Source organism: Streptomyces sp. NPDC026062 (assembly GCF_055568375.1).
This window is the reverse complement of the sequence record NZ_JBVHOQ010000029.1, coordinates 98010-122695: the sequence shown is the minus strand read 5'-3', so window position 1 is coordinate 122695 and position 24686 is coordinate 98010. Positions and strand designations below refer to the sequence as shown.

The 24686-nt window shown below is 69.9% G+C and carries 20 protein-coding genes and 4 pseudogenes; 9 read left to right on the top strand and 15 right to left on the bottom strand.

Features of this window, described 5'->3' with window-relative positions; all coding sequences use genetic code 11:
* The first annotated feature begins 269 nt into the window (after positions 1 to 269).
* Positions 270 to 2027 carry a discoidin domain-containing protein gene (locus ACZ4LX_RS25265; protein WP_467648846.1) on the top strand — a complete coding sequence of 586 codons (1758 nt, stop codon included), beginning with the start codon at positions 270 to 272 and terminating at the stop codon, positions 2025 to 2027.
* 16 nt (positions 2028 to 2043) lie between these two features.
* Complete coding sequence (locus tag ACZ4LX_RS25260) at positions 2044 to 2481, top strand: DoxX family protein (protein WP_467648843.1); 438 nt, start codon at positions 2044 to 2046, stop codon at positions 2479 to 2481.
* 93 nt (positions 2482 to 2574) lie between these two features.
* Here the strand turns inward: ACZ4LX_RS25260 and ACZ4LX_RS25255 are convergent, their stop codons facing one another.
* The 4 genes from ACZ4LX_RS25255 to ACZ4LX_RS25240 all read right to left on the bottom strand — a co-directional run bounded on the left by ACZ4LX_RS25255 (position 2575) and on the right by ACZ4LX_RS25240 (position 5055).
* Entirely contained in the window at positions 2575 to 3396 is an 822-nt protein-coding gene (locus ACZ4LX_RS25255) for an aminoglycoside phosphotransferase (protein WP_467648840.1), read from the bottom strand.
* 89 nt (positions 3397 to 3485) lie between these two features.
* A complete protein-coding gene (locus ACZ4LX_RS25250) occupies positions 3486 to 3623 on the bottom strand; it encodes a hypothetical protein (RefSeq protein ID WP_467648837.1) in 138 nt (45 codons plus the stop codon).
* Positions 3620 to 4738: a radical SAM protein gene (locus tag ACZ4LX_RS25245; protein ID WP_467648834.1), complete on the bottom strand. Its 1119-nt coding sequence runs from the start codon at positions 4736 to 4738 to the stop codon at positions 3620 to 3622. The genes ACZ4LX_RS25250 and ACZ4LX_RS25245 overlap by 4 nt, the downstream gene beginning before the upstream one ends.
* A gap of 20 nt (positions 4739 to 4758) precedes the next feature.
* Positions 4759 to 5055: a hypothetical protein gene (locus tag ACZ4LX_RS25240; RefSeq protein ID WP_467648832.1), complete on the bottom strand. Its 297-nt coding sequence runs from the start codon at positions 5053 to 5055 to the stop codon at positions 4759 to 4761.
* A gap of 322 nt (positions 5056 to 5377) precedes the next feature.
* Between ACZ4LX_RS25240 and ACZ4LX_RS25235 the strand changes: the two are divergent.
* Together ACZ4LX_RS25235 and ACZ4LX_RS25230 are read left to right on the top strand one after the other, a co-directional pair.
* Positions 5378 to 5973, top strand: a pseudogene (locus ACZ4LX_RS25235) (hypothetical protein); the annotation flags it as partial.
* A pseudogene (locus ACZ4LX_RS25230) lies at positions 5971 to 6240 on the top strand (DoxX family protein); the annotation flags it as partial. The pseudogenes ACZ4LX_RS25235 and ACZ4LX_RS25230, both read left to right, overlap by 3 nt.
* Before the next feature lie 111 nt (positions 6241 to 6351).
* Here the strand turns inward: ACZ4LX_RS25230 and ACZ4LX_RS25225 are convergent.
* Positions 6352 to 6558 carry a DUF397 domain-containing protein gene (locus ACZ4LX_RS25225; RefSeq protein WP_467648829.1) on the bottom strand — a complete coding sequence of 69 codons (207 nt, stop codon included), beginning with the start codon at positions 6556 to 6558 and terminating at the stop codon, positions 6352 to 6354.
* Complete coding sequence (locus tag ACZ4LX_RS25220; RefSeq protein WP_467648826.1) at positions 6555 to 7385, bottom strand: helix-turn-helix domain-containing protein; 831 nt, start codon at positions 7383 to 7385, stop codon at positions 6555 to 6557. Before ACZ4LX_RS25220 ends, ACZ4LX_RS25225 begins: the two co-directional genes overlap by 4 nt.
* Positions 7386 to 7488: 103 nt before the next feature.
* On the opposite strand from ACZ4LX_RS25220, the gene ACZ4LX_RS25215 reads away from it, so the two are divergent.
* Together ACZ4LX_RS25215 and ACZ4LX_RS25210 are read left to right on the top strand one after the other, a co-directional pair.
* The gene (locus ACZ4LX_RS25215; protein WP_467648822.1) at positions 7489 to 7740 is read left to right on the top strand and encodes a hypothetical protein; all 252 of its coding nucleotides are present in this window, start codon (positions 7489 to 7491) and stop codon (positions 7738 to 7740) included.
* Positions 7737 to 7949, top strand: coding sequence for a hypothetical protein (locus tag ACZ4LX_RS25210; protein WP_467648819.1), 213 nt, complete (start codon positions 7737 to 7739; stop codon positions 7947 to 7949). Before ACZ4LX_RS25215 ends, ACZ4LX_RS25210 begins: the two co-directional genes overlap by 4 nt.
* A gap of 206 nt (positions 7950 to 8155) precedes the next feature.
* Here the strand turns inward: ACZ4LX_RS25210 and ACZ4LX_RS25205 are convergent, their stop codons facing one another.
* From ACZ4LX_RS25205 to ACZ4LX_RS25180, 6 genes are all read right to left on the bottom strand, one after another.
* Positions 8156 to 8689 (bottom strand): NUDIX hydrolase, encoded by a 534-nt coding sequence (locus ACZ4LX_RS25205; RefSeq protein WP_383646811.1) that lies wholly within the window; start codon positions 8687 to 8689, stop codon positions 8156 to 8158.
* A gap of 126 nt (positions 8690 to 8815) precedes the next feature.
* Complete coding sequence (locus ACZ4LX_RS25200; RefSeq protein WP_467648816.1) at positions 8816 to 9622, bottom strand: SDR family NAD(P)-dependent oxidoreductase; 807 nt, start codon at positions 9620 to 9622, stop codon at positions 8816 to 8818.
* Positions 9619 to 10779 (bottom strand): serine hydrolase domain-containing protein, encoded by a 1161-nt coding sequence (locus ACZ4LX_RS25195; protein WP_467648860.1) that lies wholly within the window; start codon positions 10777 to 10779, stop codon positions 9619 to 9621. The genes ACZ4LX_RS25200 and ACZ4LX_RS25195 overlap by 4 nt, the downstream gene beginning before the upstream one ends.
* A 244-nt stretch (positions 10780 to 11023) precedes the next feature.
* Positions 11024 to 11803 (bottom strand): energy-coupling factor ABC transporter ATP-binding protein, encoded by a 780-nt coding sequence (locus ACZ4LX_RS25190; RefSeq protein WP_467648814.1) that lies wholly within the window; start codon positions 11801 to 11803, stop codon positions 11024 to 11026.
* Complete coding sequence (cbiQ, locus tag ACZ4LX_RS25185) at positions 11800 to 12561, bottom strand: cobalt ECF transporter T component CbiQ (protein ID WP_467648812.1); 762 nt, start codon at positions 12559 to 12561, stop codon at positions 11800 to 11802. Before cbiQ ends, ACZ4LX_RS25190 begins: the two co-directional genes overlap by 4 nt.
* A gap of 1 nt (position 12562) precedes the next feature.
* A complete protein-coding gene (locus ACZ4LX_RS25180; RefSeq protein ID WP_467648808.1) occupies positions 12563 to 13627 on the bottom strand; it encodes an energy-coupling factor ABC transporter permease in 1065 nt (354 codons plus the stop codon).
* 207 nt (positions 13628 to 13834) lie between these two features.
* On the opposite strand from ACZ4LX_RS25180, the gene ACZ4LX_RS25175 reads away from it, so the two are divergent.
* Complete coding sequence (locus ACZ4LX_RS25175) at positions 13835 to 14188, top strand: SsgA family sporulation/cell division regulator (RefSeq protein WP_467648805.1); 354 nt, start codon at positions 13835 to 13837, stop codon at positions 14186 to 14188.
* A gap of 254 nt (positions 14189 to 14442) precedes the next feature.
* Here ACZ4LX_RS25175 and ACZ4LX_RS25170 read toward each other — a convergent pair whose 3' ends face one another.
* The gene (locus tag ACZ4LX_RS25170; protein ID WP_467648803.1) at positions 14443 to 16677 is read right to left on the bottom strand and encodes an MMPL family transporter; all 2235 of its coding nucleotides are present in this window, start codon (positions 16675 to 16677) and stop codon (positions 14443 to 14445) included.
* Between the two features lie 126 nt (positions 16678 to 16803).
* A complete protein-coding gene (locus ACZ4LX_RS25165; RefSeq protein WP_467648800.1) occupies positions 16804 to 17376 on the bottom strand; it encodes a TetR/AcrR family transcriptional regulator in 573 nt (190 codons plus the stop codon).
* Between the two features lie 166 nt (positions 17377 to 17542).
* Between ACZ4LX_RS25165 and ACZ4LX_RS25160 the strand changes: the two genes are divergently transcribed.
* Positions 17543 to 21061: a S41 family peptidase gene (locus ACZ4LX_RS25160; RefSeq protein ID WP_467648797.1), complete on the top strand. Its 3519-nt coding sequence runs from the start codon at positions 17543 to 17545 to the stop codon at positions 21059 to 21061.
* Between the two features lie 6 nt (positions 21062 to 21067).
* Positions 21068 to 21598: pseudogene (locus tag ACZ4LX_RS25155) on the top strand (replication initiator).
* A 193-nt stretch (positions 21599 to 21791) separates the two neighbouring features.
* Here ACZ4LX_RS25155 and ACZ4LX_RS25150 read toward each other — a convergent pair.
* Positions 21792 to 24633 (bottom strand): annotated as a pseudogene (locus tag ACZ4LX_RS25150) (RHS repeat-associated core domain-containing protein); the annotation flags it as partial.
* Between the last annotated feature and the right edge of the window lie 53 nt (positions 24634 to 24686).

Here is a 24686-nt window from a genome sequence, read left to right as displayed (position 1 = left end):
GGACGAACTCCCACTCGGCATCCGACAGTTCATGGCGACGTATCACCCGACCATGATCCACCACACAAGATCATTTGACGACAGAACCTAGGGCCTCGCATCCGGATCACGGCGCGCGCACCCCGGCACCGCGATCCACCCCGGCCCAACCGAACACCCTCGCCCCCCACACCCCCGACGGACGCGGGGCCTTTTTTCGGCCAATCCTGGAGAGCGCTCTCCAAGATCGCGTCCGTCGTTCACCCCTCCCCACCCGCAAGGAGCATGAGATGCACCATCCCCCCACACGCAAGGCCAGGCGCCTGGTGGCGCCCCTCGCGGCGGCGGCCCTGGCCGGCGGCGGTCTGCTCGCCGTCCAGGCACCCGCCGCCCAGGCGGCCGGCAACGTCGTGAAGGTCACGGGCTCGCAGGGCAACTGGCAGCTGACCGTGGACGGTTCGCCGTATACGGTCAAGGGCCTCACCTGGGGCCCCTCGGTCGCCGACGCCGGGACGTACATGCCCGACGTGAAGTCCATGGGCGTCAACACCATCCGCACCTGGGGCACCGACGCCACCAGCAAGCCGCTTTTCGACACCGCGGCGGCCAACGGCATCAAGGTGATCGCCGGCTTCTGGCTCCAGCCGGGCGGCGGCCCCGGGAGCGGCGGCTGCGTCAACTACCTGACGGACACCGAGTACAAGAACAGCATGCTCGCCGAGTTCCCCAAGTGGGTCGACACCTACAAGGACAACCCCGGCGTGCTGATGTGGAACGTCGGCAACGAGTCCACGCTCGGCCTCCAGAACTGCTACGGCGGCGACGAGCTGGAGGCCCAGCGCAACGCGTACACCACCTTCGTCAACGACATCGCGAAGAAGATCCACCAGGTCGACCCCAATCACCCGGTGACCTCCACCGACGCCTGGACCGGGGCATGGCCGTACTACAAGAGGAACGCCCCCGATCTCGACCTGTACGCCGTCAACGCCTACAACGCGGTCTGCACCATCAGGTCCGACTGGGAACAGGGCGGTTACGACAAGCCCTACATCGTCACCGAGACGGGCCCGGCCGGTGAGTGGGAGGTCGACGACGACGCCAACGGCGTCCCGGCCGAGCCGGCCGACGTGGCCAAGGCCGAGGGCTACGAGAAGGCGTGGGGCTGCGTCACCGGCCACACCGGGGTGGCGCTGGGCGCCACGATGTTCCACTACGGCACCGAGAACGACTTCGGCGGCGTCTGGTTCAACCTGCTGCCCGGCGGTGAGAAGCGCCTCTCGTACTACGCGGTGAAGAAGGCGTACGGCGCCGCCACCTCCGGCGACAACACCCCGCCGGTGATCGCCGGCATGACGGTCGACGACGCCACGAGCGGGGTGCCGACCGGCGGGCAGGTGCACATCACGGCGCCCACCAGCGACCCGGACGGTGACGCGCTCACCTACCAGGTGCTCTTCAGCAGCAACTACATCGACCAGAACAAGGCCCTCGTCCCGGCCGGGACCACGGTGAACGGCGACGGCTCCCTGACCGCGAAGGCCCCGGGCAGGACCGGTGTCTACAAGGTCTATGTGAAGGCCACGGACGGCCACGGCAACGCCGGCATCGAGACCACGTCCCTGAAGGTCGTCCCGCCGAAGGTGGACGGCACGAACGTCGCGCTGGGCAGGACGGCCACCGCCTCGTCCTTCCAGACCGACCCGACGGGCGGCTGCCCGTGCGCGGCCTCCAGCGCGGTGGACGGGAAGTCCGACACCCGCTGGGCCAGTGACTGGAGCGATCCGCAGTGGCTCCAGGTCGACCTGGGCACGTCCACCACGTTCAAGCACGTCCAGCTGTCCTGGGACCCGGCGTACGGCAAGGCCTACGACATCCAGACGTCCGAGGACGGCCAGAACTGGACGACGGTGAAGTCCGTGACGGACGGCGACGGCGACATCGACGACTTCGACGTCAACGGCACCGGCCGCTACGTACGGATCAACGCCACCGCGCGCGGCACCGGCTGGGGCTACTCGCTCTACGAGTTCGGGATCTACAGCTGACGGGAGGCGTCCGCACATGAGGGCCACGCATCTCGACCGGGCCCGGCCCTACGTCCTCGGTCTGTTCCGGATCGTCGTCGGGCTGCTCTTCACCTGCCACGGCGTCACCTCACTCTTCGGCGTCCTCGGCAGACCGGAACTCCCGGCGGGCAACTGGCCGGGGTGGTACGCGGCCGTCATCCAGCTGACCGGCGGCACCCTGGTGGTGCTCGGCCTCGGTACGCGGACAGCGGCCCTCATCGGCTCCGGCTCCATGGCCTTCGCGTACTTCGACGTCCACCAGCGGGCGGGGCTGCTGCCCATCGAGAACGGCGGAGAACCCGCCGCCCTCTTCTGCTGGACGCTCCTCCTGCTCACCGTCACGGGCCCGGGTGCCCTGGCGGCGGACCGCCTGTTCGCCACCGCCCGGCCGGCGTCCCGACGGGAGGAACACCACCTCGGCGTCCCCGTCTGAGGGAACGGCTACGCCGCGAACGGCCCCTGGGAGTGCCCCGGGGGCCGTTCGGCGTTCGGGGTACGTGCCCGGCTCCGGAAACGGGTCCTCGGTTCACGCTGTCTCGTGGTGTGCGTGCCAGGCGGTGGCGGCGGTTGCGAGGCGCAGGGTCCACGGGTCGGGGTCGGCACTGCTGATCTCGGACCAGAGCCTGGCGTTGGCGGCGGCGAAGGCGGTGATGCCCTCGCCGGTGGCGGTGTGCCAGGAGGGGACCTCGGCCGCCCAGTGCTCGGCGGAGGCGGGGGTGTGGCCGGATGCGATGAGCCAGATGATCCAGTAGCCGGCGTCGAGCCAGGCCGCTCCGCGGGTTGCCCAGGCCCAGTCGACCAAGCGTGCCCGCTTGCCCGCCGGGGCGTGGTCGTCCACGAGGACGTTGGTGTTGTTCAGGTCGGTGTGGAGAAGGTGGGGCCCGGCGAAAAAGCGGAGGTCGTCCGGGTGGACGGCGTAGCGCTCCAGGCGCTGTTCGGCCTGGCGGAGTTCGGTGCCGGGGCACGAGGCCTCGCCGAGGCGGCGCAGGAGAGAGGCGACTTCGGGGAGATCTGCGGAGCCGGGGGCGTAGTCGGCATGGTGGCCGCTGAGCACTTCGAAGCCGAGCAGGTCCCAGCCGGCCGTATCGACGTGCCAGCGGAGGGCGGGGGCCAGGCCCGTGAGGAAGGGGGCGACGGCGGCTTCCCGGTGTTGGGTCCAGGCGCGGGGGTGGTTGGTGCGTAGCCCCTTGACCTGCCAGGTGCCCGTGGCGGAGGTAACGCGGGAGGCGATCTCGCTGTTGAAGCCCTCGGTCATTTCCTCGACCGAGAGAAGGGGGCCGGTGTACTCCTCGACGGCGGTACGGGCTGCGGGCGGCAGCTGGTCGAGGCCAATGCGTGCGGTCGCCATGAGACGTCACTCTTTCAAAGGGTTGTGGTGCGGGGGCTTCCGGACGGAGGAGCGTCCAGAAGCCCCCGCGATTCTGTGCGGCCGGTTGTCTACCGGTACGGGTTGTCGTCGTTGCAGCCGGGGACAGCCCCCTCGGACAGCACCTCCAGGTCGTCCAGGATCATCACTCCCTCGGCCTCCTCCAGGGCCGGCGGTCGGGGGCTGATCTCCACCATGACAGCGGTCATGACGCTTCCTCGCTTCCGTGTTGGCAGTAGGTGTTCAGTGGTGCCTTCGCCTCCTGGTACGCCTTGGCGAGCGGTCGGCAGACCCGGCAGGTGCCGGAGAGCCGACAGCCGCCGCAGCCACCGGTGCGAAGCATCTGGGTATCAGCGATACCGGGTAGACGGAGCAGTCCGTCCAGGCCCTCGGCCATGAGGTCAATGGGGTTCTCGCGGCCGACCTTGCACATGGTCACGAGGCCGTGCGGGTCGACGTGGAAGAAGGTGTGACCGGCGGGACAGCCCTTGAACACGCTGGTCTTGTCCAGGAATCCGGGCGCCTGCGTGGCCAGCGGTTCGGGCGTTCCGGTGTACGTCGGGGAGATCGTGCCGTACTCCTGGCGGCTTGCCCCGTATCGCTCGGCGACAGCGCGCATGGCGTCCAGCTCGTGGACGTTGTGCCGAGTGATGATCAGGGCCAGTTCCAGCGCGATGCCGGCTTCGCGCGCCGCGACGAGCCCCTTCTCGACAAGCTTGAACGCACCCGGCTTACGGGTGAGCGCATCGAAGCTGTCCGGGGTCGCCCCGTAGAGGGAGACGGTCACCTTGTGCGGTGGCAGGTCTCGCAGGAGACCGATGATCTCGGGACGGTGGAGGCGCGATCCGTTGGTCAGGATCTCGATCAGCATCCCGGATCGGTGCGCCAGCGTGTACGCGTCCACGAAGTCCCGGTCGATCAGCGGCTCGCCGCCCGTGAACTGGAGCCAGAGCACCCCGGCATCCCGCAGCAGGTGCAGGAGCCGGACCTTGTCCGGCCAGGCCAGCCCCTCGAACTTCCGCTCCGCGAGGTAGCAGTGCTCGCAGTTGAAGTTGCAGCCCTTGTTGATCTCGTACGTGGCCCGGCCGTACCCGAGACGGGTCTCGGAACGTACGAGAACGGTGTCACGCATCACCACGCCAGTCAGGTCCACGTTCCAGGCCGCGCGGGCGTGGTCGAGAAGCCAGACCGGCGGAGGGCTGCTGCTCTCCGCGGTCGAGGCCAGCTCTTCGTAAAGGGCTCTGGGGATGCGCATGCCGCCCTTGGAGCCGGGCCGAGCGATCAGAAACGTTCCGTTGTACGGGCTCGCGATCAACTGATGCACGGGATCTCCTCCGAGGCGTCTTACCAGGTGTGCTGCGTGGCGTGGCCGACGAACAGGCAGCAGCCTTCACCGTCGGGGCCCGGGGCGGGCACCGGGCAGTCCGGCAACACGACAAGAGCTGTGTCCTCCGTCCCCGACCAGCGGAGCCACAACGCGGTCCCGGACGCGTCGGCGTCGCTGAGGAGACCGAAGCGCTCGTCCTCGGTGTGAGTGGCGAGCCGGCACTGCACCGCCCGGTCGATGTACCTCTCGGATGACTTCTCCCGGACTTTCCTTGTCAGGTCGAAGGGCACTCGACGCCAGTGCGCGCACTGCATCACGACACCATCCGGAAGGAGGCCACGGCGTTCCGGGTCTGTCGCGAGCACTGAGGGCAGACACACGACGGGTAACGACCCGGGTTCTCCGGAATCGCCGGGTCCTTGCCCACGCGTACCTCCGTGAGGCGCCCCCAGGTTCGGCCGGAGTTGTGGGAGGCCCGCAACGTCATCCGTACATCGTTCTGTCCGTTCGCCATGGCCAGGAGCATCGCGATCGACGGACCCCAGCAGAAAGGCCCAGCGGATTACCCAACCTGGATAGCATCACCCTCGGTAGAACCATTGCAGCGATTCGTAACCCTCATGTCGGAGCGTGCTGATGCCCGAGCCCTCTCGCTCGCAGGAACTGCCGGTCAACCTGCTCACGGACCCAGTGATGATCGAGGCATGCCGGACCCGGGATTTCGGCCGCATTTTCCAACTGGTCAGAGCACGAGCAGGTATCTATCCGTCGATGATCGCGCGCCGCTGCGACCTGACCCCGAGCCGCGTGGGCGAAGTGATCTCCGGAAGAAGGCAGTTGCTGCACATGGACGTGGTCGAACGAGTCTCGGACGGACTGTGCATCCCCGGGCACATGCTCGGCCTTGCTCGACGCTCCTGGGAGACACCTCCCAGCCTGACCGTCACACCGCGCGAACCGGCCGAGGTGGTGGTCCCCACAGCCGTCGAACCACTGGCCGCCGGACTACCGGGGGCAGACGTCGACAGCGTCCTCGCCCTGGCGGCCGAGCGGGATCTCAGCACGTCGACACTGGCTGCTCTGCATTCGTCGATCGCGGACTACTGGCGCCGGGACGACGAGCACGGCGGCGAGACCTTACGGCCGGCGGTCGTCGGTCAGCTCCGCTACGTCATCGATCTCCTCAAGCGGCTCCTCTACGGGACGGCCTTCACAGCGTCGCGGCCGAGCTGACCGGCGGCACCCTGGTGGTGCTCGGCCTCGGTACGCGGACAGCGGCCCTCATCGGCTCCGGCTCCATGGCCTTCGCGTACTTCGACGTCCACCAGCGGGCGGGGCTGCTGCCCATCGAGAACGGCGGAGAACCCGCCGCCCTCTTCTGCTGGACGCTCCTCCTGCTCACCGTCACGGGCCCGGGTGCCCTGGCGGCGGACCGCCTGTTCGCCACCGCCCGGCCGGCGTCCCGGCGGGAGGAAGACCACCTCGGCGTCCCCGTCTGAGGGAACGGCTACGCCGCGAACGGCCCCTGGGAGTGCCCCGGGGGCCGTTCGGCGTTCACGCACGCGGGGAGAGCGGGGCGGCGTCCACGGCCCGGCCCTTCCCCGCCCCGATCAGGCGGTTTCGAGGCCGCCGTGCTTGATGTCCGTCACGAACGCGGTGAACGCGGCGGGGGTGAGGGCGAGATGGGGGCCGGTCGGGTTCTTGGAATCGCGGACCGGGACGGTGCCGGTGGGTGCGAGGTTGGTGGCGACCTGGACGCACTGGCCGCCGTTCTGACTGTACGAGGAGGTGAGCCAACGAGGGGATTCGGTCGTCACGGGGTGCCCTTTCGTAACTTGCTGATCATGGCTACGGACGCGGCGCGTGGCAGCGATTCGGCCTGGAGTTGATGGTAGTTCGCGAGGATGGGCAGGATCGAGCCGCTTTCCCGCTCCAAGTGACCACGGTGCGCGGACTCCGCGTAGGAGATGAGCGCTCGGTCCGGCATCGTCAGGATCGTCACCGGCAGTGTCATCGGACGCCGAATGCCCATGTTGAACGGCGCCACCTGAAGGACCGTGTTCGGTAGCTCGGAGAACTCGATGAGGCGTGTGAACTGGGCGTCCATGAGGCTGTCGTCTCCGATCGGCCAGCGCAGGCAGCTCTCGTCCAGCACCACGAAGACCGTCGGGGGTGTTGTTCGCGCAAGGCCCGCCTGGCGTTGAGCGATCAGGTTCATCCGCTCATCCGCATGCTCCCGCGTGGCGACGCCTCGTTGCACGGTGCTGTCACCGAGTGCGGCTGCGTACTCCGGGGTCTGGAGGAGGCCGGGGATGACGCCGACCTCGTAGAGCCGGATCTCCACGGCTCGTGCCTCGTGATCGACGTACTCGGGGAAGCCTTCGAGCAACGATCGGTAGCGCAGCGACCGGACCTGTCGTTCGAACAGGTCGCCGGTTCCAAAGACCCTGTCAGCGCTCACCGCAAAGCGGTGAGTTGGTGTCCGCTTACCAGTTTCGACGGCCGAGATATGGGCTCCCGAGCAACCCATTCGCTCGCCCAGCTCGTCCTGGGTCCAGCCTCGTTCATCCCGTTTGCTGCGAAGACGTGCCCCGAATGCCGCACGAGGTGAGTGATCAGGATCAAGGTCCTTAAGGTTCACCATTGCGTACCCAACTCATCTTTCAGTTTACGTAAGTTGATGGCATTCCGAGCCTAGGGCACGCTGAGCCGTCTTGGTAGTGGAATGACTACGGAGAGGTACGACAGTGTCTACACAGGTACACCCGTCCGAATTCGCCCCTGCCCCCGGGACCCTCGTCGTCGACGTGACCCGCGCGCATCTGCCCCGGATCGGGGAGTTCCGAGGGGTCGCAGGCCCCTACTGGATGCTCCGGCCGGCCCGGGGCGGCGCCGAGTGGGAGGTGCTGCCCGAGCACACGCGGGAGGCGACGTCCCGGGAACGGCTGTGGGCGCGGAACGCGCGGGAGAACGCCCGGAGCCGGGGTGAGGTCGCATGAGGGGCGCCGGGCGCGAGGGGCACGAGGCGCGCGAGGACGACGGGGCGGACGCCGACGCCGCCTCGCCGTCGGGCGGGTGCGGCACGTGCGACGCGTTCGCCGCCGCCGAGGCCGCCGCGCAGCGTGCGGGCGACGGGAGCCGGGAGACGGACTTCCGGGTGCTGAGGCGTCGCCACGCGGCGGCCGAGCACGGGGTGGACGACGCGTAAGGCGGCGCACGGGCCTCCCGGGGCAGCCCCGGGAGGCCCGTGCCGTGCGGTGGGCGGTACGGGCCCGCGCGGCCCCCTGCTCCGCGCGGGTCCCTGCTCCGCGCGGGTCCCTGCTCCGCGCGGGCCCGCGGAGCCGGGACAGTCCGTCGGCCGGGACCGTCCGTCAGCGTTCGAGGCCCGGCTCCGGGAAGTGCTGCCCCGCCAGATCAGCGGATCGCCTCGTCCATGAGCACATACAGCAGCCCGACCAGGGAGCCACTGCTGACGATCTCGCGGCGGTCGATCATGCCCCGCACGTCGGCCAGCGGGATCCACTCGATGCGGTCCGACTCGTTCTTCTCGGTCGGCGGGCCCTCGTACGTCGCCCCGTCAGCGCGGAAGATGTGGTGCTGGGAGTCGGTGATGCCGTTGGCCGGCTCGGCGTAGATCAGCGGCTTGACCGCTGCGGGACGCCAGCCTGTCTCCTCCAGCACCTCACGGGCCGCTGCCTCAGCCGGCGTCTCGCCCTCTTCGACCAGGCCCATGGGCAGCTCCCACGCCCAGGCGTCCGTGATGAAGCGGTGCCGCCACATCATCAGCACTTCGCGCCGCTCGTTGACCACGGCGGCCACGGCCAGGTGCCGGAGCTTGACGACGTGGTGTTCCCAGCGATTCCCGTCCGGCGTCTCGACGTCGGTGAGCCACAGGTTCACCCAGCTGTTCTCGTAGATCGGACGTTCCCCGTGGATCTTCCACTGCATTGCTGCGGCCCCTCTCGATCAGCCTCCAGCATCGCAGAGCTACAGCCACAGACTGACAGGTTCAATCAAATTCACGTCATAGTGACGAATAGAAGACTGGTGTCGATGGACGGTTCCGGGAGATGGCTACTCCATGGCGACGGCCTGCCGGAAGCCGTTGTTGACGGCGGCGAGGCCGCCGTCCACGCGGAGGGTCGTGCCGGTGACCCAGGCGGCGTCCGGGGAGGCGAGGAAGGCGACGGCGGCTGCGATGTCCTCGGGTTCGCCGACGCGGCCGAGGGGGTAGAGGGAGCGGACCCGGTCGAGGACGTCGCCGCGGCCGGCCCAGGCGTCGGTGCGGACGGTGCCGGGGGCGACGAGGTTGACGCGGACGCCGCGCGGTCCCGCGTGGCCGGCGAGGGTGCGGGTCAGGCTCTCCAGGCCGGCCTTGGCGGCGCTGTAGGCGTGGTTGCCGAAGTCCTGGAAGCCGTTGACGGAGCCGATGGAGACGATGGCGCCGCGGCCGGAGGCGGCGAGGTGGGGGAGGGCGGCGCGGGCGCAGCGGTAGGCGCCGGAGAGTGTGATGTCGAGGTCGCGCTGCCAGATCTCGTCCGGCTCGTCCTCAAGGAGCGTGGTGCCGGGAGAGCAGGCGTACGCGTTGTTCACCAGTACGTCGAGCCCGCCGAACACCGAGACGGCGTGCGCGACCGCCGCCTCGACCGCCGCCCGGTCGGCCACGTCGCAGACCAGCGCCTCGGCCTGGCCGCCGCTCTTCCCGATCTGCGCGGCGAGGTTCTCGGCCCGGCCGCCGTCCAGGTCGGTGACCAGGACGCGGGCACCCTCGGCGGCCAGCCTGCGGGCGGTGGCGGCGCCGATGCCCTGGCCGGCGCCGGTGATGAGGACGCGGTATCCGTCGAAGCGCGGGAGCACGGAAGCAGAGGTCTCAGGAGTCATAGCGCCGAACGTACTGCCCGCACCAGGGCCTGGGCACGGGGGTCGGCGGTGACTCCCTTCTGGAGACCGTTCGTCACATAGCCGAAGGCGATGCCGGATTCGGGGTCGGCGAAGCCCAGCGAACCGCCCCGGCCGGGGTGGCCGAAGGAGCCCGGGGCGAGCAGCGGGGCCGCCGGGCCGTGCAGCATGTAGCCCAGGCCGAAACGGGTGTTGACGACCAGGACCCGGTCAGGTCCCGCCGACTCCTCGGTGCGGGCCAGGGTGAGGGTGGCCGGGGCGAACAGCCGGTGGCCGTCGACCGGGCCGATCATCGCGGCGTAGCAGCGGGCCAGGCCCCGGGCGGTGGCGATGCCGTTGGACGCGGGGAGTTCGGCGGCCCGGTAGCCGGGGTCGTTCTCGTCGGGCAACGGATCGATGGCGCCGAACGCCCGGCGGGTCAGCGAGTCCGGGTCGCGGTAGGCGTCGACGACCGAGCGCTTGGGGCGCATCCGCAGCGCGCCCGTGCCCTCGCCCTCGGGCGTCTCGACCGGGCCGATCCGGCCGATCCGGTGCGCCTCGTCCGCCGGGATCCCGAACCAGAAGTCGAGGCCGAGCGGGCGGGCGATCTCCTCGGCGACCCAGCGGCCGACGGTCCGGCCGGTGACGCGTCGCACCAGTTCGCCGACGAGCCAGCTGTAGGTCTGCGCGTGGTAGCCGTGATCCGTGCCGGGCTCCCACTCGGGGCGCTGGGCGGCGACCGCCTGCGGCCCGCTGACCCCGTCGGCCGCCTCGTCGGGCGTCAACGGCCGGTCCAGGGAGGGGATTCCGGCCCGGTGGGCGAGGAGATGGCGGACGAGGACGCGTTCCTTGCCGTTCGCCTTGAACTCCGGCCAGTACGTGCCGACCGGGGCGTGCAGGTCGATCTGGCCGCGCTGGTGCAGCAGCAGCGGGACGGCGGCGGCGATGCCCTTGCCGGCCGAGCGGACGATCTGCACGGTGTCGACGGCCCACGGTTCGACGCCGTCGACATCTCTCGTTCCGGCCCACAGATCGACGACCTTGCGCCCGTGCCGGTAGACGGTGACCGCTGCCCCTCGGTCTCCGCGCTGCTCGAAGTTCCGGATGAAAGCATCCCGGACCGGTTCGAATCCGGGCGCTGCCGTGCCCCGTACGTCCACGCCTGCTCCTGCGCTCCCGCTCATCCCCCCATGGTGCATTGCTCCGCAGGTCGCGGGTGGGGCGGGTCACCTCATGTTCACCGTCATGGAACATGAGCCGTCGCAGGCGCCGACGCAGTCGCAGGCGCAGTCACCGTCTCCGTCGTGGTCGACACCCTCGACGACAACGGGCACCTTCACCGAGCCCGGACCGTCACCGGGCGCGGACCGTCACCGAGCGCGGACCGTCACCGGGCGCGGACCGTCACCGAGTGCGGACCGTCACCGAGCGCGGGTCGAAGCCGAAGGGGAGCTCCAGCCGGTGGGTGCGCATGAGTTCCTCGTCGCACAGGAGGTCCTGGGTGCGGTCGTCGGCGGCGATGACGCCTTCGCTGAGGATGACCGCGCGGCCGCAGAGTTCGAGGGCGTACGGCAGGTCGTGCGTCACCATCAGCACCGTGACGTCCAACGACCGGAGGACGTCGGCGAGTTCGCGGCGGGCCGCCGGGTCGAGGTTGGAGGAGGGTTCGTCCAGGACGAGGATCTCCGGCCGCATGGCGAGGACCGTGGCGACGGCGATGCGGCGGCGCTGGCCGAAGGAGAGGTGGTGCGGTGGCCGGTCCGCGTACTCCTCCATGCCGACCTGCTTCAGCGCCTCGGTGACGCGCTCCTCCAGTTCGGCGCCGCGCAGCCCGCCTGCGGCCGGTCCGAAGGCGACGTCCTCGCGGACGGTGGGCATGAAGAGCTGGTCGTCGGGGTCCTGGAAGACGATGCCGACACGGCGGCGGATCTCGGCGAGGTTGCGCTTCTCGACCGGGAGCCCGGCGACGCGGACGGTGCCGGCTCCGGCGTCGAGGATGCCGTTGAGGTGGAGGACGAGGGTGGTCTTGCCGGCGCCGTTCGGGCCGAGCAGGGCGACCCGCTCGCCGCGCGCGACGGTCAGGTCGACGCCGAAGAGCGCCTGGTGGCCGTCGGGGTAGGCGTAGGCGAGACCGCTGACCTCCAGGGACGGCGGCGGTACGGACGGGGCGGAAGGCTGGCTCATACCGTCCATCCCAGCAGACACACGACGAGGGCGAGCAGGGGGAGTGCCGAGGCGTACGCCCACTGGGTGCGCGAGGCCGTCACCTCGTCGATGACCGGCATGGAGCCGGTGTAGCCGCGGCTGACCATCGCGAGGTGGACGCGTTCGCCGCGCTCGTACGACCGGATGAACAGGGCACCGGCCGACTTGCCGAGGACACCCCAGTGCCGTATCCCGCTCGCCTCGAACCCGCGCGAGCGGCGGGCGACGGACATCCGGCGCATCTCGTCGGTGATCACATCGCCGTACCGGATCATGAAGGAGGCGATCTGGACGAGCAGCGGGGGCAGCTTCAGGCGCTGGAGGCCGAGCAGCAGGGAGCGCAGCTCGGTGGTGGAGGCGAGGAGCACGGAGGCGGCGACGCCGAGGGTGCCCTTGGCGAGGACGTTCCAGGCGCCCCAGAGTCCGGGCACGCTGACGGAGATCCCGAGGACGTGGGTCTGCTCGCCGGGTACGACGAACGGCATGAGCAGGGCGAACGCGACGAACGGCACCTCGATCAGCAGCCGCTTGAGGAGGAAGCCGGCCGGGATGCGGGCCGCGGCGGTGGCGCCCGCGATCAGCAGTGCGTACAGCCCGAAGGCCCACACCGCTTCGCGGGGGGTGGTCACGACGACCACGACGAAGGCGAAGACCGCGGCGATCTTGCAGTGCGGCGGCAGGTCGTGGACCGGCGAGTGCCCGTGCCGGTAGAGCTTGTGGGCGTGGCCCGCGCCCATGTCAGACCTTCTCTTCGGTACGGGAGTCGCCGCGCTCGGACCGGTCGTCCGTACGACGGCGTCGGCTGACCACGTAGAAGGCGCCGCTGCCGACGACGAGGGTGGCGCCGACGCCGATGATGCCGGCCAGTCCGCCGGAGATCCGCGCGTCGGAGACGTCCTTGACGCCGTAGTCGGCGAGCGGGGAGTCCTTGGACGCGTGGTCCTTGGCCTCCTTGTCGATGCCCTGGTCGGTGGCGACCTTCTCCAGGCCGTCGGGGTTGGCGGAGGCGTAGTAGGAGACGAAGCCGGCGAGCACGAGGGCCGTGATCAGACCGGTGGCCCACAGGCCCTTGGTGGAGCGGTGCGCGACGGCGGGCTCGCGGGCGGGAGCGGGGGCGTCGACGAGTTCGCCGTCGACGCGGAGCTTGAGCGGGGCGGTGAGGCCCCGGGCGCCGTGGACCAGGTCGGGGCGTACGGCGACGACGGCACCGACGGTCAGCGCGGTGATCGCGGCCTCGCCGATGCCGATCAGGACGTGGACCCCGACCATCGCGGTGAAGACCTTGCCGATCGGGATGTCGGTGGTGCCGCCGATCCAGTACATGAGGGTGAACGCGGCGGCCGCGGCCGGCACGGAGACCAGTGCGGCGACGAAGGACGCGGCGGTCATGGAGCGGCGGGTGCGCGGCAGCACGCGGACCAGGCCCCGGAAGAGGGCGTACGCGACGACGGTGGTCACGACGCCCATGTCGAGGATGTTCACGCCGAGCGCGGTGAGCCCGCCGTCGGCGAAGAGGATGCCCTGCATCAGCAGGACGACGGATATACAGAGGATCCCGGTGTACGGCCCGACCAGGATCGCGGCCAGCGCCCCGCCCAGCAGGTGCCCGCTGGTGCCGGCCGCGACGGGGAAGTTCAGCATCTGCACGGCGAAGATGAAGGCCGCGACCAGCCCGGCCAGCGGCGCGGTGCGTTCGTTCAGCTCGCGCCGGGCCCCTTTCAGACTGACGGCCACGGCTCCGGCGGCCACGACTCCGGCGACGGCGGAGACGGGCGCGTTGATGAATCCGTCGGGTACATGCATGGGGGCGGCTCCGCTTCCTGCGTTCCTGCATTGCTGTGCGGGGTCATGAACCTCTCAATGATAGGACCTTGTTGCGAACGGTTCGCAAGAGCGGGTCTGTCACAACTGCATGGCACCACCATCGCGCGCACGACACCACCGTCGTGCTCTTTTGCGAAAATATGGGACATTGGATGACAAAGACGTATACACAGGAGGAGCCGGCCCATGTCCCCCGTGATCAGAGAACATGCCCGTGCCCGGCTCGTCACCGACGCCCGCGACCTGCCCGTGGTCCGGGTCGAGCTGCGTCACGACACCGCCGACGCCCCCGACACCATCCACATCGCCTTCCCCGGCGGCACGGAGTGGTCCGTCGCCCGCGATCTGCTGGAGCGCGGACTGCGCTCCCCCGTCGACCGGGACAGCTTCCGGATCTGGCCGTGCGGCCGGGTCCAGCTCGTGGTCGAACGCCACGCGGCGGACGGCGTCGAGGTGGTGCAGTTCGACAGCGCGCCGCTGATCCGCTTCCTGCGGCGCACCCGCGGCGGGGTCTCCAGAGCCGAGACCGCGCACGCCTGATCCACCCGCCACCGCCCACCGGAACGACCGCACCCGCCCACCGCCGTACCCGCCCGATCCACCGCCACCGCCACCGCATGCAGACAGGCAGACAGGCATGCCGAGAGCCCCCGTGCACGTGTGCACGGGGGCTCTCGACGCTCCGGCCCCCCGTCCCCACAGGTAACCGGCGCTTCCGGGGCCACGTTCCGCTCAGACGCGGCCCCGGAGGTCTGCGGCTCGTCAAGCGGCCCGAGGGCGGCTCACCGGCCGGCTCAGACCCGGCTCAGCTCACGCTCTCCGCCGGCGTCCGGACCGGCGTCGCCCGCGTCACCGGTGGTGTCGGCGAGCTCCTTGCGCAGCCCCTCACCCTCGACGTCCACGTTGGGCAGCACCCGGTCCAGCCAGCGCGGCAGCCACCAGGCACGCTTCCCGAGCAGCGCGAGGACCGCGGGCACGATGGCCATGCGGACGACGAACGCGTCGAAGAAGACGGCGATGGCGAGCGAGAAGCCGATCATCTTGATCATCGACTCGCTGGATCCGATGAATCCGGAGAAGACCGCCATCATGATCACGGCCGCGGCCGTGACGACCCGGGCACCGTGCTTGAAACCGGTGACGATGGCCTGGCCGGGCTTCTCGCCGTGGACGTACGCCTCACGCATCCGGGTCACGAGGAAGACCTCGTAGTCCATCGCGAGACCGAAGACCACGCCCACCATGAAGATCGGCATCATCGACATGATCGGACCGGTCTGCTCGACCCCGAACAGTCCGCCGAGCCAGCCCCACTGGAAGACCGCGACGACCGCGCCCAGGGCCGCGACGACCGAGAGCAGGAAGCCGAGCGCCGCCTTCAGCGGCACCAGGATCGACCGGAAGACCACCATCAGCAGCAGGAAGGCGAGGCCGACGACGAGCGCCAGGTACGGCAGCAGCGCGTCGTTCATCTTCTGCGAGAAGTCGATGTTCATCGCGGTGGCACCGGTGACCAGCACTTCGGCGCCGGTGTCGGACTTGATGTCCTGGCCCGCGTCGCGGATCGCGTGGACCACGTTCTCCGTGTCGACGGAGCTCGGCCGGTCCTTCGGGACGACGGTGATCATCGCCGCGTCACCGGACTTGTTGAAGGTGGCCGGGGTGACGGCCACGACCCCCTTCATGCCGGAGATCTCGTCACCGACCTGCTTGGCGGCGGCCTTGCCGTCGGAGCTGTTCGCCGTGTCGACGACGACCAGCAGCGGGCCGTTGAAGCCGGGGCCGAAGCCCTCGGAGAGCAGGTCGTAGGCGCGGCGCTGGGTGGTGCTGGTGGGCTGGGAGCCGTCGTCCGGCAGACCCATCTCCAGCGAGGCGGCCGGTACGGCGATCGTGCCCAGGCCGATCACACCGACCAGCAGCACCCACACCGGCTTGCGGAGCACGAACCGCGCCCAGCGGGTGCCCATGTTCGGCTTGGCGTCGGGCTTGTTCTCGGCCTCGGTGGCCTTGCGCGCCTTGCGTCCCATGATCCGCTTGCCCACGAAGCCCAGCATGGCCGGGACGAGGGTGAGGGCGATGAGGACGGCGATCGCGACCGTACCGGCCGCGGCGAAGCCCATCTTCGACAGCATCGGGATGTTGACGACCGCGAGACCGACCAGGGCGATGACCACGGTGAGCCCGGCGAAGACGACCGCGGAGCCCGCCGTGCCGACAGCACGGCCCGCCGCCTCCTCGCGGTCCCGGCCCTCGGCCAGTTCGGCGCGGTAGCGGGAGACGATGAAGAGCGCGTAGTCGATGCCGACGGCGAGGCCGATCATCATCGCGAGGGTCGAGGTGGTGGAACCGAGGTCCAGCACATTGGCCAGCGCCGTGATCGACGAGACGCCGATGCCGACCCCGATCAGCGCGGTGAGCAGCGGCAGCCCCGCCGCGATCAGCGAGCCGAAGGTGATGACGAGCACCACGGCGGCGAGCGCGATCCCGATGACCTCGGTGGCCCCGGTCTCCGGCATCACCTGGAGCGCGTCACCGCCGATCTCGACGGTCATCCCGCTCTTCTGCGCGGACTCGCCCGCCTCCTCCAGGGAATCCCGGGTGGCGTCGGTCAGCTCCATGGAGTTGACCTTGTACGTCACGGAGACGTACGCGGTCGAGCCGTCCTTGGAGACGGCGTTCCCGGCGTACGGGTCGACGACCGAGGCGATCTGGTCCGAGCCCGACTTCAGCTGACCGGTGAGCTTGTTGACGTCGGCCTTGTGGGCCGGGTCGGTCATCTTCTCGCCCTCGGGGGCCTTGAAGACGATGCGCGCGGTCGCGCCGTCGGCACTGGAGGCGGGGAAGCGCTGTTCCAGCAGGTCGAAGGCCTTCTGAGCCTCCGTACCCGGTATCGAGAAGGAGCTGGAGGTGGCGGTGGACGCGGTGGCCGCGCCGAATCCGGCGAGCGCCAGCAGTGCCACCCAGATCAGGGCGACATAGCGGCGGCGCCGGAAGGCGAGCCGTCCGAGTTTGTAGAGGAATGTAGCCACGGAGGCGTACTCCCGGTCAGGTCGTTGAGTGGAAATGGGCGTGAGGAACCAGCCCGACGACGAGAGCGGCGTGTCAGGTGGGGCTTGGGGAGGGGGCCGTGCGGGTGCAGCCGTGGGGACGGCTGGTCAGACTCCGAGAGCGGGGAGGATCACGGAGTCGACGTAGTCGAGAAGGAAGGCCTGGTCGACGGCGCGGTCCTCGACCAGCTGCCGAGCGGCGAAGGCGCCGATCAGCATGTGCGGCATGTACTTGAGCGCCGGATTGTCCGGACGCACTTCCCCTCGGTCCACGGCCCGTCGCAGCAACAGGTCGAGGCCGGTCATCTCCGGCTCGATCAGCAGCTCGCGCAGGGCTTGGAGGAGGTCGGGGTTGTCGTGGACGGCATGGCTCAGACCCCGCATCAGCGCGGAGTCCTTCTCCATCTGACAGTCGTCACTACGGCCCAGGACGGCATGGAAGTCACCGCGCAGCGAGCCGGTGTCGACCTGGCCGAGCGTCACGGGCTTGTTGTGCCGCATGGCCGTGACGACGAGCTCGGGCTTGCTTCCCCACTGGCGGTAGAGGGTGGCCTTGCTGGAACGGGTACGAGCGGCGACGGCGTCCATCGTGAGGGCGTCGTAGCCGACCTCGCGGAGCAGGTCGAGCACGGCGGCGTACAGCTCGCTCTCACGCTCGGGCGTGAGCCGTGTGCGTGCCATGGTCGACCTCCTGTTCCCTGAGCTCGGTGAGGTGTACGTCAGTCAATCGAACGAAACTGTTTCGTACACCTCGAAGGTACCCCGCGCGTCGAGCGAAACGAAATCGTTTCGCTTGTGTTCCGCACCACAAGTTGCCGGGCCCTCCTCGCGCGGAAAGCATTGGGGGGTGAGTGACGACGTCTCGTATCTCCGGTTCCCGCACCTCCACGACGATCTGCTCTGCTTCGCCGCGGAGGACGATCTCTGGGTGGCCCCGCTCGTCGCCGAGGGCGAGGCGCCCGGACGCGCCTGGCGCGTGACCGTCGACCGCACCAGAGTCAGCCACCCGCGCTTCTCCCCCGACGGGACCCGGATCGCCTACACGACCTGGCGCAGCCTCGACCCGGAGATCCATCTGGCGCCCGTGGCCGGCGGCCCGGCCCGCCGGCTCACGTACTGGGGATCGACCGACGCCCGGGTCTGCGGCTGGACCCCCGGGGACCGGGACGAAGACAGCTCCGGGAGCGGGGACGGAAACGAGAACGGGGGCGGGAACGGGAACGGGGGCGGCGCCGGGGACAGCGCGCAGATCCTCGCCGTGTCCTCGCACCGGCAGCCGTTCTCGTACTTCTCCTGGGCCTACAGCGTGCCCACGGACGGCAGCCCCGGCGGCAGGCTGCCCTGGGGTCCGGTGTCCGACATCGCCGTCGCCGACATCGACGGGGAGCGCCGCACCCTGCTGCTCACCGGAAAGCCGCCGCACGAGCCGGCCGCCTGGAAGCGGTACCGGGGCGGCGCGACGGGGCGCCTGTGGCTGCACGGCGAGCGGCTGCTCCCGGACATCGGCGGGCATCTCGACTCACCCATGTTCGTCGACGGCCGCATCGCGTTCCTCTCCGACCACGAGGGCGTCGGCAACCTCTACTCCTGCCGCCCCGACGGCACGGACCTGCGCCGCCACACGGACCATGACGCGTTCTACGCCCGGCACGCCTCCAGCGACGGGCGTCGGGTCGTCTACCAGTGCGCGGGCGAGGTGTGGCTGGTCGACGACCTCCGGTCGCCCGACGCCGTGCCCCGGAAGCTGGAGGTCCGCCTCGGCGGCCCGCGCGCCGGGCGGCGTACGTACCAGGTGCCGGCCGCCAGCAACATCGACTCCCTCTCCGTGGACGAGACCGGCCGCGCCAGCGCCGTCGCGGTACGCGGCAGCCTCTACTGGCTCACCCACCGCGACGGCCCCGCCCGCACCATCGCCGACACCCCCGGCGTCCGCGTCCGGCTGCCGGAGATGCTCGGCAGCGGCGGCCAGGTCGCGTACGTCACCGACGCGGAGGGCGAGGACGCGATCGAGATCGCCTCGCTGCCGCGCGCCAGCGGCGACCGCGCCCCGCGCCGCCTCGCCTCCGGCCTGGTCGGCCGGGTCCAGGAGCTGATCTCCGACCCGGACGGCGAACGGCTCGCCATCGCCACGCACGACGGCCGGCTGCTCCTCCTGGACACAGCCGAGCCGGACACCACCGCCGACCGGACATCCACCCACGAACCCGCCACCGCCGAGCCGCACACCGGCGTGCCCACCACCACCGAGCCGCCCACCGGCGTGCCCACCACCACCGGCGTGCCCACCACCGCCGACGAGACGCCCACCGCCGAACCGGACGCCACCGACCAGCCGCCCACCGGCGTGCCCACCGAACTGATCCGCTCCGTCAACGGCCCGGTCCGCGACCTGGCGTTCTCCCCGGACGGCGCCTGGCTGACCTGGTCGCACCCCGGCATCGGCCGCTCCCTGCGCAAGATCAAACTGGCCCGCATCCAGGGCCCCGGCGCCCCCGCGATCGTCGATGTCACCAACGGCCGCTTCGAGGACGAGAACCCCGTCTTCACGGGCGACGGCCGCTATCTCGCCTTCCTCTCCTGGCGCGGCTTCGACCCGGTCTACGACGTGCACACCGGCGACCTCTCCTTCCCGCTCGGCTGCCGCCCGTACCTCGTCCCGCTCTCCTCGGCGACCCCCTCCCCCTTCGCCCTCTCCCCCGACGGCCGGCCGGCCGCGGGCGGCCTCGACCCGGGGGACTCCGACGAGGCGGAGGCGGCGGAGGGCTCCACGGTCACCGTCGAGTTCGAGGGCCTGGAGAGCCGGGTCACCCCCTTCCCCGTCTCCGCCTCCAAGTACTCGGCGCTGTACCCGGTCAGCGGCGGCGGGCTGGTCTGGCTGCGCTGGCCGATCTCCGGCGCGCTCGGGGAGACGTTCGCCAACCCGGCGGACATGTCGGGCCGCCCCACCCTGGAACACTTCAACATCACCAAGGCGAGGAAGACCGAACTCGTCGACCACCTCGACTGGTTCGCCGTCAGCGGCGACGCCTCCCGCCTCGTCGTCATGGACGACGGCGAGCTGCGCGCCGTCCCCGCCAACGAGCCCGGCGACAACGACTCCACCGTCTACCTGGACCCGCGCCGCATCCTGCACGAGGCCGACCCGCCGGCCGAGTGGCGGGGAGCGTTCGCCGAGGCGGGCCGCCTCATCCGCTCGTACTTCTGGGAACCTGACATGTGCGGCATCGACTGGCCGGCGGTCCTCGACCAGTACCGCCCCCTGGTCGAACGGGTCGCCACCCCGGACGAGTTCGCCGACCTGCTGCGCGAAGTCCTCGGCGAACTGGGCACCTCGCACGCGTACGTCTCCCCCGCCCGCCGCAACGAGGGCCCCCCGCACTACCAGCGCGCGATCGGCCTGCTCGGCGTCAACTTCGTCTGCCGGGACGGCGACTGGACCCTTCTGCGTATCCTGCCCGGCGACTCCTCGGACTCCAAGGCCCGCTCCCCGCTGGCAGGTACGGGCATCCGCGAGGGCGCGGTCCTCACCCACGTCGACGGCCGCCCCGTCGACCCGGTCACCGGCCCCTACCCCCTGCTCTCCGCGGCGGGCGGCACCACGGTCGAACTGACCTTCCGCCCCGCCGAGGGCCAGGGCCGCTCCCGCCGCGTCGCGATCGTCCCGCTGGTCGACGAACGCCCGCTGCGCTACCAGGACTGGGTGGCCAAACGCCGCGAAGTCGTACGTGACCTGAGCGGCGGCCGATGCGGCTACCTGCACATCCCCGACATGGGCGGCTCGGGCTGGGCCCAGTTCAACCGCGACCTGCGCCTGGAGGTGTCCCGCCCGGCCCTGATCGTCGACGTACGCGGCAACGCGGGCGGCCACATCAGCGAACTCGTCGTCGAAAAACTCACCCGCACGATCCTCGGCTGGGACCTCACCCGCGACGCCCAGCCCGTCTCGTACGCCTCCAACGCCCCCCGGGGCCCGGTGGTCGCCCTGGCCGACGAGGCGACCTCCTCCGACGGCGACATGATCACCGCCGCGTTCCGCCTGCTGAAACTGGGCCCGGTGGTGGGCCAGCGCACCTGGGGCGGCGTGGTCGGCATGACGGGCCGCCACCGCCTGGGCGACGGCACGGTGATCACGGTCCCGATGAATGCCGCCTGGTTCGACACGTACGGCTGGTCGGTGGAGAACCACGGCGTCGAACCCGACCTGGAGGCGCTGCGCACCCCCCTGGACTGGGCGGAGGGCCACCACGCGGTCCTGGACGACGCGGTGCGCGTCGCCCTGGACCTCCTGGCCGCGCACCCGCCGGCGACGGCACCGACGTACGACTCGGCACCGGACCGGCGACGGCCGGCGTTGCCGCCGCGGTAGGGGGCGATCGGGCCCCGAGCTCCTCGTCAACGTCAAGGGAAACGGTGTTGCCGATGTGGGCCCCGCAGGCCCCTACGTCTCGCCGCCCGCCTCGAACTCCGGGCCGACCCCGTCCGGCTGACGGCAACCCGTGCCCGCATCGACGAGCCGGAGGTTGCCGGCCGGGCGCGCTCCTTCGTCCTCGGCGAGCTGATCGACATCAGGATCATCCGGTCCACGGCCGTCCAGGGCGGGACCACGATCACCGAGGGCGAGGTCGCCGGATACGTCGCCAAGTACGCCACCAAGGGCACCGAAGCCGCGACCGGCACCCTCGACCACCAGTTGAAGAGGATCACCGACCTCTGATTCGAGTCCGTACCCGAGCACGCCGCCCGCATGATCCGCACCGCCTGGACCCTCGGCGCCCGCGACGACCTCAAGCACCCGAACCTGCGGAAGTGGGCCCACATGCTCGGCTTCCGCGGCCACTTCTCCACCAAGACCCGCACCTACTCCACCACCCTCGGCGCTGTCCGAGCCGCCCGCGCCGCCTGACACCGCCGCCACACCCCGCCGCCCTCACCCACTGGGCCTACGACGGCACCGGCCTCACCCCCGACCTCGAACGCCTCGCCGTTCTCATCGGTGGCGGCCCAGCGCGCGAGCAGGAGGTGACGGCCGGTGCGTGACGACGAACTCCTCACCGTCCCCGAGGCGATGGCCCGCCTCAAGATCGGCCGCTCCGAGTGTCGTTGCGGGCGTACCAGGTGCGGGTGCACTTCTCGTCACCCGCGACGGCGTCGTCACCCTTGTCCTCGACGGTCACGGGCATGCCGTAGTCGTCGAAGGTGGTGGCGGCGGACCGGACCCGGTCCTTGGGCGTTCCGCTGCTGGTGATGTTGGTGCGGACGTGGCTGGCGCCGGTGCGCACGTAGTACGCCTCTGTGTCGGCGTACGACTTGTGCTGGGTGGCCGTCTTCTTCGACCACGGGTCGTTGATGGTGCCGCCGACCTCGTTCGCACCGTTGTAGGTGGCTGTTTCGCGGGTGAAGCCGGCGTACGGTTCGGAGTCCGTGATCTCCGCGGCCTTGATTCCCGTGGCCTTGGCTGTCTTGCGCTTGTCCGGGTCGAGCGTCTTCCCGTCGTCCTTGAGAACGCGGTCGCCGTTCATGCCGCGCATATAGACGGTCACGGTCTTCGACTGGGTCTTGCCCGAGACGCCGGTGAGGTGGGTCACCCGGGCGTAACCGCGCCAGATGGACCAGGTCCGCTCCTTCTCCTTGGTCATCGGGTCGTCGTTGTAGTGCCAGGCACCACCACCGGAGTATGTGTAGGTGTTCTGCACGGCCGCGGATCCGCCGTGCGTGTCGTTGGTGAGCACCGAGGAGACCGGGTACTTCTGGAACCAGTCCAGGATCGGTGTCTTCCCCCCGTTCGGGGACCAGTACACGGGGTAGCAGCGGCCGGTGTTCTCATCCGGCCGGGGCATGGTCTGTCCGGCGACGCATCCGGCTTCCATATAGGTGACGACAGTCTCGGCACCGGCCTCGGACGTGACCTTCTTCAGTCGTGGCTTCTCCAGGGACAGGATGTCGTCGCTGGTGGAGTCGACACGGTTGGGGTGGGACTCCGAGGTGAAGGTGACCGGGTCCAGGCTCAGATCGGTGCCGCGCTTACCCGTGTGCTTGATCGCGTCCAGCCACAGCGACTGGTCCGTGGAGTCTCCCGTGTCGCCGGGGTCGACGTAGTGCTGCTCCAGCGCCCAGCTGTCCACGGCTGAGAAGCCAGGGGTGGCTGCTGCGGCGTCCCAGGCGTAGGTGGTCACGCCAGTCATCCGCTTGCGGGTGAAGAAGGTGGGGCTGACGTTGCCGGTGCACTTGCCGCCGTCCTTGCACACGGCGTCGAACGGAACGTCCGGCCAGTTGTCCCGGGTGTTCTCGGTCAGGGCGTCGCAGCCGGTCCCGGATGCGTCACAACGCTCGGCGTAGGTGAAGGCGACCTTGTTCGAGGCGGGCTGAGTGGCAAAGAGGCCGTCCGCTCGTTGTCCGTAGCGGATCTCCTTCAGGTAGCCGCCACGCGTGTAAGGGGTGCCGGTGTTGTCGTCGCCGAGTTGGTCGTAGTTGTTGGTCTCGGCTGTGTACCAGTAGGACATGGCGTTCTTGTGGGTGTCCTCGACGTAGTCGAGGTTCCACCGCCAGGCCTGCTTCTTGGCACGGCCGGAGAAGGCTGTCCCGTCCGCATAGCCGGGTTCGCCCGAGTCGTCGCCGAAGACCGGCACCGTCCACACCGAGTCGGTACGGTCACTGGCTCCTGCGCCGTCCAGTTTGTTGAGGCCGAAGACGTACTTGGTGCCGTCCCCGGTGGTGACGGTCCAGTACTCACCGTTGTCATCACCGTTGTCGGCGCCGGTGGAGTGGGTGACGGTGGAGGCGTCGTCGTTCTTCAGCCGCCACACACCGGTGGTGTCGTCCTTGACCAGTTCGGTGGACTTGCCGTTGAGGACGAGTGAGGCGTTGTCGTACTTCCAGCACAGGTCGTATTTGTCGGTCTGACCGTCGTCGTCGCAGACGCCGTACTTGCGCTCGACATAGGACGAGGTGATGTCGAAGCCGGTGCCGATCGTGGTGCCCTGATTGTTGGTGTTCGCGGTCTGGCCGTCCACCGCTCCGGAGTCGTAGGAGATCGAGAGATCCGGCGCCGGCCCCGCCGCCGCGGGCGGAGTACGCAGCGGGTACGACCAGGTGAAGGTGCCCGCGGAGCCTCCTGCCTCCCAGGTGGAGGAGGCCGCCAGCGGGGTCGCCTTGTAGTCGCCCTCACCCGACTTGGTGCCCGCTGCCAAGGCGATCACCATCGTGCGTCCTTCGGCCTGGGCGGCCTGCCCGGAGGCAGCTTCAGTACCGAAGGTCAGCTGGGTATCGACGCGGTTGTGCCTGCGGACATTGGTGAACTCAAGGGGTGTTCGGGTACGGCATGCGGCCTTCGAGGGATCAGTCAGCGCACAGTCGGGCAGACGCAACGCTTGCAGGCGACCGGCCCAGTCTCCTCCGTACGCGGAGACGAACCTGGCGTATTCGACGCCGAGTTGGACACCCCCGCCGGTGACGGGACCGGTTACGGACAGGACGATTCCTTTGACCCCGAGCCTGGCCGTCTGCTTCTGGTCAAGGACCTTGACCCTGACCGACCGGGCTGCCTCGGGCTGCTTCTCTCCCTTGGCCCGTTGCGGACGGTCCAGAGTCAGCGGGAGCGACCCCCGGCGACGCCTTGGCCGACCCTGTTGTGGGCAGGATCAGTTCGGCCTGGCCTGCTGTGGGCCAGGAGACGGTCTGAGTGCGATCCTTCCTGGCCCGCGCGATGGCGGCTCGGTTGTGCGCAGCCGATTCCTTCACCGCCGCTGCGATCTTCTTGTCCGTCTTCGCGGTGAACGGTGACACCTTGTCGGGGTGCAGCGTCATCTCTGGTCTGCCCAGCGGATCAACATGCTCGGCAAACGCCACCGGTGTGAGCAGTCCGGGTATGAGGGTGAAGCCGGCAAGCGTCGCGACGCGTCGCGTCCAGGCTCCCGCTCTGCCTGCGCGGAATCTGCGCATACGCCTGGCTGATCCGATCCCGTTCATCTGGATTCCGCTTCCCGCACGAGCGA

Excerpts from the sequence above, each read along its gene's own strand:
- ACZ4LX_RS25190 (WP_467648814.1), bottom strand. The coding sequence starts at position 11,803 with ATGAGCCAGCCTTCCGCCCCGTCCGTACCGCCGCCGTCCCTGGAGGTC.
- ACZ4LX_RS25180 (WP_467648808.1), bottom strand. The coding sequence starts at position 13,627 with ATGCATGTACCCGACGGATTCATCAACGCGCCCGTCTCCGCCGTCGCC.
- ACZ4LX_RS25210 (WP_467648819.1), top strand. The coding sequence starts at position 7,737 with ATGAGGGGCGCCGGGCGCGAGGGGCACGAGGCGCGCGAGGACGACGGG.
- ACZ4LX_RS25250 (WP_467648837.1), bottom strand. The coding sequence starts at position 3,623 with ATGACCGCTGTCATGGTGGAGATCAGCCCCCGACCGCCGGCCCTGGAG.
- ACZ4LX_RS25165 (WP_467648800.1), bottom strand. The coding sequence starts at position 17,376 with ATGGCACGCACACGGCTCACGCCCGAGCGTGAGAGCGAGCTGTACGCC.
- ACZ4LX_RS25240 (WP_467648832.1), bottom strand. The coding sequence starts at position 5,055 with ATGCAGTGCGCGCACTGGCGTCGAGTGCCCTTCGACCTGACAAGGAAA.
- ACZ4LX_RS25255 (WP_467648840.1), bottom strand. The coding sequence starts at position 3,396 with ATGGCGACCGCACGCATTGGCCTCGACCAGCTGCCGCCCGCAGCCCGT.
- ACZ4LX_RS25265 (WP_467648846.1), top strand. The coding sequence starts at position 270 with ATGCACCATCCCCCCACACGCAAGGCCAGGCGCCTGGTGGCGCCCCTC.
- ACZ4LX_RS25205 (WP_383646811.1), bottom strand. The coding sequence starts at position 8,689 with ATGCAGTGGAAGATCCACGGGGAACGTCCGATCTACGAGAACAGCTGG.
- cbiQ (WP_467648812.1), bottom strand. The coding sequence starts at position 12,561 with ATGGGCGCGGGCCACGCCCACAAGCTCTACCGGCACGGGCACTCGCCG.
- ACZ4LX_RS25220 (WP_467648826.1), bottom strand. The coding sequence starts at position 7,385 with ATGGTGAACCTTAAGGACCTTGATCCTGATCACTCACCTCGTGCGGCA.
- ACZ4LX_RS25200 (WP_467648816.1), bottom strand. The coding sequence starts at position 9,622 with ATGACTCCTGAGACCTCTGCTTCCGTGCTCCCGCGCTTCGACGGATAC.
- ACZ4LX_RS25260 (WP_467648843.1), top strand. The coding sequence starts at position 2,044 with ATGAGGGCCACGCATCTCGACCGGGCCCGGCCCTACGTCCTCGGTCTG.
- ACZ4LX_RS25175 (WP_467648805.1), top strand. The coding sequence starts at position 13,835 with ATGTCCCCCGTGATCAGAGAACATGCCCGTGCCCGGCTCGTCACCGAC.